This window comes from Neptuniibacter sp. CAU 1671 (assembly GCF_029222905.1).
In the GTDB taxonomy this organism is placed as follows: domain Bacteria; phylum Pseudomonadota; class Gammaproteobacteria; order Pseudomonadales; family Balneatricaceae; genus Neptuniibacter.
The window spans coordinates 198425-210966 of record NZ_JARHUE010000003.1 but is presented as its reverse complement, the minus strand read 5'-3'; the positions used below and the strand labels follow the sequence as shown (position 1 = coordinate 210966).

The 12542-nt window shown below is 52.0% G+C and carries 11 protein-coding genes; 1 reads left to right on the top strand and 10 read right to left on the bottom strand.

Annotated elements, in window-relative coordinates; translation table 11 throughout:
• Positions 1–590 precede the first annotated feature (590 nt).
• The gene (gene mutS, locus P2G53_RS06975; RefSeq protein WP_275815896.1) at positions 591–3125 is read left to right on the top strand and encodes a DNA mismatch repair protein MutS; all 2535 of its coding nucleotides are present in this window, start codon (positions 591–593) and stop codon (positions 3123–3125) included.
• A gap of 16 nt (positions 3126–3141) precedes the next feature.
• On the opposite strand, the gene P2G53_RS06970 is transcribed toward mutS, so the two are convergent.
• The 10 genes from P2G53_RS06970 to P2G53_RS06925 form a co-directional block, all read right to left on the bottom strand.
• The gene (locus P2G53_RS06970) at positions 3142–3459 is read right to left on the bottom strand and encodes a hypothetical protein (RefSeq protein ID WP_275815625.1); all 318 of its coding nucleotides are present in this window, start codon (positions 3457–3459) and stop codon (positions 3142–3144) included.
• Between the two features lie 288 nt (positions 3460–3747).
• The gene (gene rpoS, locus P2G53_RS06965) at positions 3748–4767 is read right to left on the bottom strand and encodes an RNA polymerase sigma factor RpoS (RefSeq protein ID WP_275815623.1); all 1020 of its coding nucleotides are present in this window, start codon (positions 4765–4767) and stop codon (positions 3748–3750) included.
• 39 nt (positions 4768–4806) lie between these two features.
• The gene (locus P2G53_RS06960; RefSeq protein ID WP_275815621.1) at positions 4807–5619 is read right to left on the bottom strand and encodes a peptidoglycan DD-metalloendopeptidase family protein; all 813 of its coding nucleotides are present in this window, start codon (positions 5617–5619) and stop codon (positions 4807–4809) included.
• Positions 5620–5627: 8 nt separating this feature from the next.
• The gene (locus tag P2G53_RS06955) at positions 5628–6569 is read right to left on the bottom strand and encodes a DUF368 domain-containing protein (RefSeq protein WP_275815619.1); all 942 of its coding nucleotides are present in this window, start codon (positions 6567–6569) and stop codon (positions 5628–5630) included.
• 10 nt (positions 6570–6579) lie between these two features.
• The gene (locus P2G53_RS06950; RefSeq protein ID WP_275815894.1) at positions 6580–7218 is read right to left on the bottom strand and encodes a protein-L-isoaspartate(D-aspartate) O-methyltransferase; all 639 of its coding nucleotides are present in this window, start codon (positions 7216–7218) and stop codon (positions 6580–6582) included.
• 26 nt (positions 7219–7244) lie between these two features.
• Positions 7245–7994, bottom strand: coding sequence for a 5'/3'-nucleotidase SurE (gene surE, locus P2G53_RS06945; protein WP_275815617.1), 750 nt, complete (start codon positions 7992–7994; stop codon positions 7245–7247).
• Between the two features lies 1 nt (position 7995).
• A complete protein-coding gene (locus P2G53_RS06940; RefSeq protein WP_275815615.1) occupies positions 7996–9051 on the bottom strand; it encodes a tRNA pseudouridine(13) synthase TruD in 1056 nt (351 codons plus the stop codon).
• Positions 9048–9344 (bottom strand): cell division protein FtsB, encoded by a 297-nt coding sequence (gene ftsB, locus P2G53_RS06935; protein WP_275815613.1) that lies wholly within the window; start codon positions 9342–9344, stop codon positions 9048–9050. The genes P2G53_RS06940 and ftsB overlap by 4 nt, the downstream gene beginning before the upstream one ends.
• A 175-nt stretch (positions 9345–9519) precedes the next feature.
• The gene (gene eno, locus P2G53_RS06930) at positions 9520–10815 is read right to left on the bottom strand and encodes a phosphopyruvate hydratase (protein ID WP_275815611.1); all 1296 of its coding nucleotides are present in this window, start codon (positions 10813–10815) and stop codon (positions 9520–9522) included.
• A gap of 58 nt (positions 10816–10873) precedes the next feature.
• Positions 10874–12508: a CTP synthase gene (locus tag P2G53_RS06925; protein WP_275815609.1), complete on the bottom strand. Its 1635-nt coding sequence runs from the start codon at positions 12506–12508 to the stop codon at positions 10874–10876.
• Positions 12509–12542: the final 34 nt, after the last annotated feature.

Here is a 12542-nt window from a genome sequence, read left to right as displayed (position 1 = left end):
ATCCCAATCTCCTGAGCCTAAGCTCGACATCTCAGCGTATTACCGTAATCCCTAAGCCCGGTAACTGGCAGGTTGCAGATATGATTTCCCTGTACTGCTTCTCAAACGACCTGTGTCATCTGGAAGGAATCATTGCAACGTAAAGCAGCGGTTGAATCGGTGTTTATACCAAATTCAAAAAAAGTTGTTTGTAGTGTTTATTTTTCAGCGTGTGCTAATGGCTGTTAAGCATAGACACAATAACGCAAATGCAAAAGTCTGAGTCAGGAAATTTTCCTGCTCAAGAAATAGCCATTTTGCATAAAATTTTATAAAAAACAATTACAAGGAACTGATTCGCAAACAAAGCCCAAAAAAAGTTTTTTTTCACGCAAAAAGCGATTGAATTGAATACAGGTCACCTTCTAAATGAATGCGCGAAATCCTACCCTGATGAGCCACGGGGACGGTAAGCGTCCGGCGCAACCAGTTGAACAGACCTAACCTTTGAGTCTGGCGGGTGAGGCTGGTAAATTTACACTCCAATCAGCGCGCCATCAGGTCAGTATCCTATTGTGAATACCGCTTCAAACACCGCTCAGCATACCCCAATGATGCAGCAATACCTGCGCATCAAAGCCGAACATCCTCATCAACTGCTGTTTTATCGGATGGGGGATTTTTATGAGCTGTTTTACGACGATGCCAAAAAAGCCTCGCGACTGTTGGATATTTCCCTGACCGCCCGTGGTAAATCCGGCGGACAACCGATCCCCATGGCGGGCATCCCCTATCATGCGGCTGAAAATTATATCGCCCGACTGGTTAAATCCGGCGAGTCCGTGGTCATTTGCGAACAGGTGGGAGATCCCGCCACCAGTAAAGGGCCGGTGGAACGGGCGGTGGCCAGAATTATCACCCCGGGCACTCTGAGTGACGAAGCCTTTCTGGATGAACGGCGAGACAATCTGCTGGTTGCACTGTGCCGCCATCAGGACAGCTTCGGACTGGCCTGTATGGACATCAGTGCAGGTCGGTTTTCGGTTCAGGAAATTCAGGGTGCCAGTGCCCTTAATGCAGAGCTGGAGCGCCTGCGGCCAGCAGAACTGTTGTTTGAAGAAGATAACGGAATTGAGACACTGATTCAGCGTCAGGCGGGATTAAGACCCCAGGCTCCATGGCATTTTGAAAAAGACAGTGCGATCAAAATGTTGTGCCAGCAATTCCAGGTTCAAAGTCTGCTGGCATTTGGCTGTGAACATATGGACCTAGCCGTAAAAGCCGCTGGCTGTCTGCTGCAATATGCACGTGATACCCAGCGCGGCACGCTGCCCCACATCCAGCGTTTACAGGTCGAACAGCATCAGGAAAGTGTGCTTCTGGACGCCGCAACACGACGCAATCTGGAGATTGACCAGAACCTATCCGGTGGCTCCGACAATACCCTGGCAAAAGTGATTGATCATTGCGCCACACCGATGGGCAGCCGATTACTGCGCCGCTGGTTACACAGACCTTTACGCAATATCAACCAACTGCAGCTGCGCCAGGCATCATTGCAATGGCTGCAGGAGGACTATCGCTATGAAGCGATTGCTGAATGTCTGCGTGAAGTCGGCGATACCGAACGCATCCTCAGCCGTGTAGCACTTCGCTCTGCACGACCCCGTGATCTGGAAAGATTACGCAATGCCTTAAATGTCTTACCTCAGCTCCAGAACCTGATGACTGCAACCCCACCTGCACGGATTCTGGAACTGACGACCCAGATTGCGGAATTTCCGGAACTGGCAGCATTACTGCAACGCGCAATTATCGATAACCCTCCGGTGGTGATACGTGACGGAGGTGTCATTGCCGAGGGTTATGATGCTGAACTCGATGAGCTGCGTAACATCAGTGAAAACGCCGGCGACTACCTGCTTCAGCTTGAAGCCAAAGAGCGCGGCCGCACAGGCATCGCCACCCTAAAAGTGGGTTACAACAGAGTGCATGGCTATTTCATCGAGATCGGAAAAGCTCAGGATGCAGAAATACCCGGCGACTACATTCGCCGACAAACACTTAAAAATGCCGAGCGTTATATCACGCCCGAACTAAAAGCCTTTGAAGACAAAGCCCTTTCCGCCAAAAGCCGGGCACTGGCCCGAGAAAAAGCGTTGTATGACGCATTATTAGAATCCCTGGCAGAACATCTGCTTGCACTGCAGGAGTCCGCCATCGCAACTGCTGAGCTTGATGTACTGCAGAATCTGGCAGAGCGAGCCGTCACTCTCGACTATATACCCCCACATCTCAGCGAAGAGCCCATGCTGAAAATTCAGCGGGGACGTCATCCGGTGGTTGAAGCGGTGATGAGCGAACCCTTTGTCGCCAATGACCTGGAACTCGACAACCAGCGCCGCATGCTGATTATCACGGGTCCCAATATGGGGGGTAAATCCACCTATATGCGTCAGGCTGCACTGATCACCCTACTGGCGCATATTGGCAGTTATGTGCCAGCGTCAGCAGCAGAGATAGGCATTGTGGACCGGATCTTTACCCGTATGGGTTCATCTGATGATCTGGCCGGTGGTCGTTCAACCTTTATGGTGGAAATGACCGAAACCGCGAATATCATGCATAATGCGACAGAGCGTAGTCTGGTGTTAATGGATGAAGTTGGCCGCGGCACCAGCACCTTTGACGGTCTGTCACTGGCGTGGGCCTGTGCAGAACATCTGGCGCGAGAAACAGGCGCCTTCACCCTGTTTGCCACCCATTATTTTGAGTTGACGGCACTGCCAGACCAGTTGGCCACCGTATTTAATGTGCACCTTACCGCAGTAGAGCATAACGAGCTGATCGTTTTTCTGCATGAGGTAAAAGAGGGGCCAGCCAGCCAGAGTTACGGTCTGCAGGTGGCGCAACTTGCGGGGGTTCCTCTGAACGTAGTTCAGCAGGCAAAAGCAAAATTGATCCAGCTGGAGCAGGATGTGAGTATTGGTGCCCAGCTAAGTGCACCGCCACCACCGGTGCAAAACGATATGTTCGCCCAACCGGAACATAAAGCAGTGAAAACGATTAAAAAGGTGAATGTTGATGACCTGACCCCAAGACAGGCACTGGAGCTACTCTACCAGCTCAAAGAACAGTGCCAGTAGTCGCAAAGCAGGCCGTTTACGCCAAAGCGCCAGCGGCCTGTTCACGAGTGAAAAATTTGCCATCGCGCCAGAAACCTGCGACCACAGACGCCTTAATCGCAGCGACTTCACCACTCAAATGCCGGGCGACCACCCACTCATCGGGCACTCCGGTCAGCAGGTGGATGGGGGCAGGAATCCCCGCGGCAAAGCAGGACAACTCAACCCGGCCTGTCTCTGTATCACAAAATGCTGGCAGAAATCCCAATGAGCGATTCTGCTGGCTCACACCACGGGTATCTTTATACTGCTGATTTTCAGCACGTAACTTTGCAACCGTCATTAGTCTGGACATAACGTCGATCTCTATTGTTTTTTTCAGACATAAAAACTGCAGCATAGAGCATGCCAAATTGATCAAATTTTCACCAGACAACAAAAAGACCAATTAAATCAGCCGGATATAAATCAGATCAACAAACGTCACTTTTGTATCAGGGTGCAACACTTTGTCTTATGCGGCAACAGATGTATTCAGCTTCCGCATATGCGACAGTTTTAATGGCCACATAACGAAAAAATCGCCCTGAGGCGATTTTATGGTGTTCGATAATCAAACGGCGAACGGCCGAAAATCAAAGACTCACTGTTGCAGCAGATCTTCTCCGGTCAAACCGTTTTTCTCGACAATCTCACGCAACTTACGCAACGCCTCCACCTGAATCTGCCGCACGCGTTCACGGGTAAGGCCAATCTCCTGACCGACCTCTTCCAGCGTGCTCATCTCATAGCCGCGCAAGCCAAATCGACGCGACAACACTTCGGCGTGTTTTTCCGGCAGCATATCGAGCCATTTATTCAGGTTACCGCTGATATTAGAACCCTGCAGCAGGGTTTCAGGATCAGATGAATCAAGATCCGGAATCGTATCCAGCAGCGATTTGTCGGAATCCTTGCCCATCGGCGTATCGACTGAACCCACGCGCTCATTGAGCCCCAACATGCGCTCCACATTCTCAACCGGTTTATCCACCAGTTGAGCAATCTCTTCCGGCGAAGGCTCATGATCCAGCTTTTGAGCCAGCTCACGGGCGGCACGCAGATATACGTTAAGCTCTTTTACAACATGGATAGGCAGGCGAATGGTCCGGGTCTGGTTCATGATCGCCCGCTCTATGGTCTGGCGGATCCACCAGGTGGCATAGGTTGAGAATCTGAAACCACGTTCGGGGTCGAATTTTTCAACTGCACGAATCAGACCCAGATTACCCTCTTCGATCAGATCAAGCAGGGTCAGGCCGCGGTTGATATAGCGCCGCGCGATCTTCACCACCAGACGGAGGTTACTCTCGATCATACGCTTGCGGGAAGCTTCATCACCCTTCAGTGCCCGACGAGAGAAATAGACTTCCTCTTCTGCTGACAGCAGCGGTGAAAAACCTATCTCATTCAAATACAGCTGAGTGGCATCCAGGTGTTTGGCGTTGATAAGATCCTTATGGGCCATACTGCCACGTCCGCGACCACTATTGAGGAATTCCGGCTCCTCTTCGTCGTCATCGAAATCTTCGGCATCATCCGGCATCTCTTCCATGTCCAGATCATCTGTCTCAAGCGCCATTTCCTGCACATCCGTGTCACAGTCTTTATCTAGATTAACCATACTTCAGTCCAACTCCAGAGGAACTACAAGGTACATCCTTTAGCGTTTCGGCAGAAAGTTCAAGGGATTTAGAGGCTGACCGTCACGCCTGATCTCAAAATGCAGCATGACCCGGTCGGTACCTGTGCGCCCAAATTCCGCAATTTTCTGTCCCGCCCTGACGTGATCATTCTCTTTTACCATAACTTTACTGTTATGGGCATACGCACTTAGATATTGCTGATTGTGATCGATGATCACTAAATTGCCATACCCCAAAAGTCCATTGCCAGCATACACAACACGTCCCGCTGCTGCGGCATGCACCGGATCACCCTCTTTACCGGCAAGATTTATGCCTTTGTTGATTTTACCGCTGGTAGTGAAGTTTTGGATCACTTCACCTGAAGCAGGCCATTGCCACTTGATAGGTCCAGACGCTGCGGAAGGCGAGCTATTTTTTTGTGTTGCAGAGGGTTGTTTAACGGTGGATTGAGCAGTGGTTTTCTTTTCAGAACGTTTTGTCTGCGTGCGGGAAGGTGTTGCTGTTGTCTGCTGAGCGATAGACGCATCACGCACAATCGATCCAGAACCACTGCTGCGGGCGCTGCCTGAACGTAATTTAAGCGTTTGTCCGGGGTAGATCTGGTAACTGCCCCCAATACGGTTAATACGGGCCAGCGTTTTAAAATCCAGACCGTAACGAAAAGCAATCGAATAGAGCGTATCGCCCTGCTGTACCACATAAGATGCCGGCGCCGGCTGTGGCGCGGTGGATCGGGAGCGATCTGTCACCGGAACATAAGGACTGCTGCCGCAACCCTGAAGTGTCAGCACAACCCCTACCAACAAGGCGATCCAGGCACGACACATGATTGAGGTTATTCCCTCCGTCTGCGGTCTAGCCACACCAGTAACATCACCAACACAGCACCCAGCAACATCAGACCAACGCAATAGACCAGATAAGCTGGCTGCCCGGTGGTGGACTGAAACACATCCGGCCACATATTCTGTTGCACCAACGGTAACTGCTCCCCGTGCCGGTTAATCGTATAGGCCGTGGTGTACTTCCAGGGCCAGAGTTTATTCAAAGACCCTAACAAGAAACCGGACAACAACGCCAATGTCGGTACACGATAATGATGCAATAACCAGCTCAGCAGATGGGAAAAACTCAGTAAACCCAGCACACAACCGGCCGCGAACAGGCTCAGTGCAGGAATATTCAGTGCCTGGATTGCCCCAATCACAGGGGCATACATGCCCAGTAACAACAAAATAAAGCTGCCGGAAATACCCGGCAGGATCATGGCACAGATCGCAATCATGCCAGAAAGGAACAAACTGAGCGGAGTGGGTTCCAGCATCGCCGGGGCCATTGTGGTGATCACATAGGCAAGCAACGCACCGATTGTAAACATCCCCAGCGTCTGAGCCTGCCAACGAGATATATCACGGCTAACCAGCCAGGTAGATGCCAGCACCAGCCCAAAAAAGAATGACCATAGCAGTTGAGGCGCATGTTCCAGCCAATACACCACCAGATGAGAGACCGAAAATAGACTTAAGAGGATACCGCTGAGCAGGGTCAGCAAAAAACTGCCATTGATGTAGACCCAGAAGGCACGCGGTCCGCGTTTCAGTAGTACTGCCAGCGCCGCTGGACTGATCTGTTTGAGGGAGTCAATCAACTCATCATAGATACCACTGACGAAAGCAATGGTGCCGCCTGATACGCCGGGTACAGCGTCCGCAGCGCCCATCAGTACTCCCTTGAATGACAACCAGAGATAGTCCCGCCAACTCTTTTCCTTGTGCATTAATGCTCCATCAACGAACCACACCACTGAGCAGAGGCACAAACTTAACGGCCTCAAGTACCTCAGTAGTAAACGAATCTTCAGATTCTCTGACCACCAGTTTCAACTGTTGCCCGCGACTGCCGCCCACAGGAATGATCAGCCGCCCACCCACTTTGAGCTGCTGTTTCAGCTCCTCTGGCACCTCTTCCGGCGCACAGGCGGCAAGAATACCGTCAAAGGGTGCTTTTTCCGGCCAGCCCATTCCGCCATCACTGTGTTTGAGCTGAACATTCCGAATTTTTAATAACTGCAGGCGCTGCCGGGCTTTTTCCTGCAACGGACGAATACGTTCAACCGAATACAGCTGGCCCACCAGCTTCGCCAGTATCGCTGTCTGATAACCGGACCCGGTGCCCACTTCCAGCACGCGTTCAAGCGGCCCTGCCGCCAGCAGCAGCTCGGTCATTTTGGCGACGATATAGGGCTGTGAGATGGTCTGGTTATAGCCGATAGGCAAAGCTGTATCTTCATAGGCGCGATGGGATAAGGCTTCATCAATAAAGATGTGACGTGGCATTTCACGCATCACATTCAAGACGGCCTCATCTGCAATGCCCTGCTCCCGCAACCGATTGATCAGACGATCACGTGTACGCTGGGACGTCATCCCAATGCCTTGTAACTGAGCTTCAGTCACTGGGTTTTCTCCAACCACTCCGCCACGTTATCCATCCCGGAGAACTGGGTCATATCTGCATGTATTGGGGTAATCGAGACACATCCTTCCTCGATTGCAAAAAAATCAGTGCCAGGATCCCGGTCAGCGGCGATTCCCGCACCAGCGATCCAGTAACGGATATTGCCACGGGGATCTTCAGTTGGGATCGGCTTTTCCGCCATCTCTCGATGCCCCAGCCGGGTCACATGAACGCCACCCAGTTCAGCCAGCGGCAGGTCCGGGATGTTCACATTCAGCACGGTACGGGAGGCAACATTCAGAGATTCAATCTCCCTAACCAGCTGCAATATCACTTGGGCTGAATCCGCCAGATGGTGCGGATTAAAGCTGCCGGATGACACAGCCAGTGGTGGATACTTCAGATGACGCCCCTCCATAGCGGCCGCCACCGTACCGGAATAGAGCACATCATCTCCCAGATTAGGACCGGCATTGATACCGGACACCACCAGATCTGGCTGAAAATCAAAAATACCGGAGCTGCCCAGGTGTACACAGTCCGTCGGCGTTCCATTCAGGGAGATAAAGCCGTTATCGTGACGGGTCACATTCAGCGGACGATCCAGCGTCAGTGAATTACTGGCGCCACTGCAGTTGCGGTCCGGGGCGACCACCAGAACGTCAGCAATCGTCGCCAAAGTTTCGGCAAGTATCGCCAGACCCGGGGCAAAAACACCATCATCGTTGGAAACTAATATTTTCACTTTATTCGTTATCCTGCTGTCCCTGAACGAGTTCCGTTACCTGACTCAACTCCCGCAATACACTGGTCGCAAAAGCGCCGGAAGGCAGACAGAAACTCAACCAGCACTCGGTATCTGACACCGGCGTCAGCTCCAGGGCTTCCGGCATCAGTCGCATGGCACGGCGCTCCTGCTTCAGGCCAATCTGTTCCAGCAAATCACAGACTTCGCTAAAAACCGCTGCATGCCCCTGTTCCCAGTCTCGTGCTTCACCAATACACAGTGGCTGACCGATCCCCCAGAGGGGCGCGGTAAGGGAAACATCACCCGTGTTTAAACGTTCAGCTGTGGCCGCATCAGGTTGTTCGCAGACGAAGCAACTCTGACTGCCTGACAGCATCAATGCATCACCCGGCAAAAGCCGATCCCATAAACCCTCTAGGATACGTTGAGAAACCAAATGATTGAATAACCATGACCGCACAGCAGAGATATATAAGCCTTTTTTTTGTCGCTGGCGCTCTTTGTATTCACCGCGCAACAGCGCCAATCCCCGGTCAAGATTACCGTACGCATGACCAAACCGCTGCGGCCCGAAATAATTCGGCACACCCGACTGTTTTATCTGCTCAACGCGTCGCATCAACTCGGGCATATCAGTGACCTGCCTCAGACGCAGACGAAACCGGTTACCCAGCAGGTTTCCAAGTCTTAATTTACGGGGATGCCGCGCGACCTGCAGTACTTCAATGGTAGGAGAATTAAACAGTTGCCAGTGCAGTTCGCGTTTACCGGGATAACGTACACAGAACCACTGTTCGGTGACCGCATGGCGATCTTTTTTACCTGCATAACTGATTTCACGTGGCGAAACCTGACAGAAGTTTGCCAGCTGCCTGGCCACCCAGTCGGTATTTTCACCGGTTTTGCGGATGTAGAGATAAAAGTGCTCACCTTCCCCTTCCGGGGTATAGCCGAGCAGTTCCTGCACCTGAAAATCTTCAGGTACCGTGCGTATCACCGCCGAACCGGCGGGCGGCGATTGCAGATAAGCAAAATTGATGTTCAGTTCGCTCAACGCTTTTCCTTCTGCGGCACAGGCTCAACCAACTGGATAAAGGTTTCACCTTCCCGAATCATGCCAAGCTCACTGCGTGCGCGCTCTTCAATGGCTGACAGCCCGCGTTTCAGGTCCTTTACTTCAGCTTCAAGTTCACTGTTGCGCTGAATTAAACGCGCATTGTCCAGAACCTGCTGTTCAATCTGGGCTTTTAACTGCCAGGTTTCACGCAGATTAGCTTCACCCAGCCACAAACGGTATTGCAGTCCGGCAAAGAGCAACAGTATCAGCAGCAAAACCCAGCGAAACATAGTCTCCCCACTTGGGGCGAAAAACTTTCGTATTTCCCTCATCCTAAGGGAACCCTCAGATAACAACCCTCAGCCTCTGCTGAAGTATTCAAGCCCGGATGAGCGGACTCAAAAAAGGGGGCTATCCGCCCCCTTTTATACCAGAATTGACGCAACCACCTAAGCGGTTTTGTAATCAGCCCTGGCCTTTAATTTCTGACAGGCCGTTATAAACTGCGCCGGCACCCAGTTCCTCTTCGATACGCAGCAGGCGGTTGTACTTAGCAACACGGTCAGAACGGCACAGAGAACCGGTTTTGATCTGACCTGCAGCCGTACCGACAGCCAGATCAGCAATGGTGGTGTCTTCTGTTTCGCCGGAACGGTGAGAGATTACCGCAGTAAAACCTGCGTCTTTCGCCATCTTGATCGCATCCAGCGTTTCTGACAGAGAGCCGATCTGGTTGAATTTGATCAGAATGGAGTTACCAATGCTCTGCTCAATACCACGTGACAGAATCTTGGTGTTGGTCACGAACAGGTCATCACCCACCAGCTGAACTTTGTCGCCGATCTTGCGGGTCAGATACGCCCAGCCATCCCAGTCAGACTCATCCATACCGTCTTCGATGGACACGATCGGATAGTTTTCGGTCAACTCCGCCAGGTAGTCACCGAAACCTTCGGCATCAAATACCTTGCCTTCACCAGACAGGTCATATTTGCCGTCTTTGTAGAATTCAGAGGAGGCGCAGTCCAGTGCCAGCGTTACGTCTTTGCCCAACTCATAACCGGCTTTAGAGATCGCTTCTTTGATTACCACAAGTGCTTCTTCATTAGACGCCAGGTTAGGTGCAAAACCACCTTCATCACCCACCGCCGTATTCAGACCACGGGCTTTCAGCACTGCTTTCAGTGCATGGAAGATCTCAGCGCCGCAACGCAGGGCATCAGAAAACTTGGTGAAGTTGACTGGCTGAACCATGAACTCCTGAATATCAACGTTGTTATCGGCATGCTCACCACCGTTGAGAATATTCATCATCGGTACCGGCAGGGAGAACTGACCGGAAGTGCCGTTGATATCAGCAATGTGTGCGTAAAGAGGAATGCCTTTATCCGCCGCAGCCGCTTTAGCTGCTGCCAGAGAAACCGCCAAAATCGCGTTAGCGCCCAGCTTTTCTTTGTTTTCGGTACCGTCCAGCGCCAGCATCTTGTTGTCCAGTGCACGCTGTTCAGCTGCATCCATTCCCAGCAGGGCTTCACGAATCGGACCATTGACCGCAGCAACCGCTTTCAGAACACCTTTACCCAGGTAACGCGCTTTGTCACCGTCGCGCAGTTCCAGCGCTTCGCGGGAACCGGTAGACGCACCGGAAGGCGCACACGCAGTCGCCACCACGCCGGAGTCCAGAATTACATCGGCTTCAACGGTTGGATTACCGCGAGAATCGAGTACCTCGCGGGCTTTGATGTCAGAGATCAGTGCCATGGATCAAACTCCAGAAAATTGTGTTCCGACGTGCACCAAGTGCACGCCCAATAAATGTTTACTGAGTAACTTTCGCTTGCTGCGCGAGTGCAGCCGCAATAAAGCCGGTGAAGAGGCCATGGCCATCACGCGGCGTAGAAGTAAATTCAGGGTGGAACTGGCAGGCAACAAACCACGGATGATCCGGCACTTCCACTACTTCAACCAACTCGCCATCTACCGAACGTCCGGCAATGCGCAGACCGGCGGCTTCCAACTGAGCAACGTAATTGTTATTCACCTCAAAGCGATGGCGATGACGCTCAACAATTTCGGTTTTGCCATACGCCGCTGCCGCAGTAGAACCCTCTTGCAGATGACATACCTGAGCACCCAAACGCATGGTGCCGCCCAGATCATCCTCTTCACCGCGGGTTTCCACATCGCCTTCGGATGTAGTCCATTCAGTAATCAGACCAATAACCGGGTGTTCCGCTTTCGGATCAAACTCAGAAGAGGTGGCATTTTCGATACCCGCCACATGGCGCGCAAACTCGATCACCGCAACCTGCATACCCAGGCAGATACCCAGATAAGGGATTTTGTTCTCACGGGCATACTGAACCGCACTGATTTTTCCTTCAACGCCGCGCTCACCAAAACCACCCGGAACCAGAATTGCACTGGCATCCTTGAGAATCTCAACACCTTCACGCTCAACACGCTCAGAATCGATGCACTCAATACGCACCTTTTTCTTCAGGCTGATACCGGCATGTGAAATCGCTTCAATCAGCGATTTATAGGCATCCAGCAGTTCCATGTATTTGCCAACCATGGCGATGGTCACTTCACCCTCAGGGTGAAGATGTGCATCAGCAACACGCACCCATTCAGAGAGGTCAGCAGGTGGGCACTGCAGGCCAAAACGCTCAACCACAAAATCATCCATACCCTGCTCATGCAGCATGGTGGGAATGTTGTAGATGGTATCCGCATCAGGCAGAGAGACCACGGCGCGCTCTTCAACGTTGGTAAACAGTGAGAGTTTACGACGCGAGGATTCAGGCAGGGCAAAATCGGAACGACAGACCAGAATATCCGGCTGAATACCGATGGAGCGCAGCTCTTTTACCGAGTGCTGAGAAGGTTTGGTTTTGATTTCACCGGCAGTCGCAATGTAGGGCACCAAAGTCAGGTGCATGAACATGGCACGGTTAGAGCCCAGTTCAGCCTTGAGCTGACGCACCGCTTCCATAAACGGCAGTGACTCAATGTCACCCACGGTGCCGCCAATTTCCACCAGCGCGATATCGGCATCACCGGCGCCCTCAATAACACGGCGCTTAATCTCATCGGTGATATGCGGAATAACCTGCACAGTACCGCCGAGGTAATCACCACGACGCTCTTTGCGCAGCACGTGCTGATAGATACGACCCGCAGTGAAGTTATTACGCTTACTCATGGTACGGCGAATGAATCGCTCGTAATGTCCCAGGTCCAGATCGGTTTCGGCACCATCTTCGGTAACGAATACTTCACCGTGCTGGAAAGGACTCATGGTGCCTGGATCCACATTGATATAGGGATCCAGCTTCAGCATGGTGACATTGAGGCCTCGGGCTTCAAGAATAGCAGCCAATGAGGCGGAAGCGATGCCTTTGCCCAATGAGGACACAACACCGCCTGTGACGAAGATATAACGCGTCATGCAGAACCTGTATGATCAATTAAAGCGGAGGAGA

What these genes read in the sequence shown, in the direction of transcription:
- mutS (WP_275815896.1), top strand. Translation starts at nt 591, where the DNA reads ATGATGCAGCAATACCTGCGCATCAAAGCCGAACATCCTCATCAACTG.
- P2G53_RS06970 (WP_275815625.1), bottom strand. Translation starts at nt 3,459, where the DNA reads ATGTCCAGACTAATGACGGTTGCAAAGTTACGTGCTGAAAATCAGCAG.
- rpoS (WP_275815623.1), bottom strand. Translation starts at nt 4,767, where the DNA reads ATGGTTAATCTAGATAAAGACTGTGACACGGATGTGCAGGAAATGGCG.
- P2G53_RS06960 (WP_275815621.1), bottom strand. Translation starts at nt 5,619, where the DNA reads ATGTGTCGTGCCTGGATCGCCTTGTTGGTAGGGGTTGTGCTGACACTT.
- P2G53_RS06955 (WP_275815619.1), bottom strand. Translation starts at nt 6,569, where the DNA reads ATGCACAAGGAAAAGAGTTGGCGGGACTATCTCTGGTTGTCATTCAAG.
- P2G53_RS06950 (WP_275815894.1), bottom strand. Translation starts at nt 7,218, where the DNA reads ATGACGTCCCAGCGTACACGTGATCGTCTGATCAATCGGTTGCGGGAG.
- ftsB (WP_275815613.1), bottom strand. Translation starts at nt 9,344, where the DNA reads ATGTTTCGCTGGGTTTTGCTGCTGATACTGTTGCTCTTTGCCGGACTG.
- eno (WP_275815611.1), bottom strand. Translation starts at nt 10,815, where the DNA reads ATGGCACTGATCTCTGACATCAAAGCCCGCGAGGTACTCGATTCTCGC.
- P2G53_RS06925 (WP_275815609.1), bottom strand. Translation starts at nt 12,508, where the DNA reads ATGACGCGTTATATCTTCGTCACAGGCGGTGTTGTGTCCTCATTGGGC.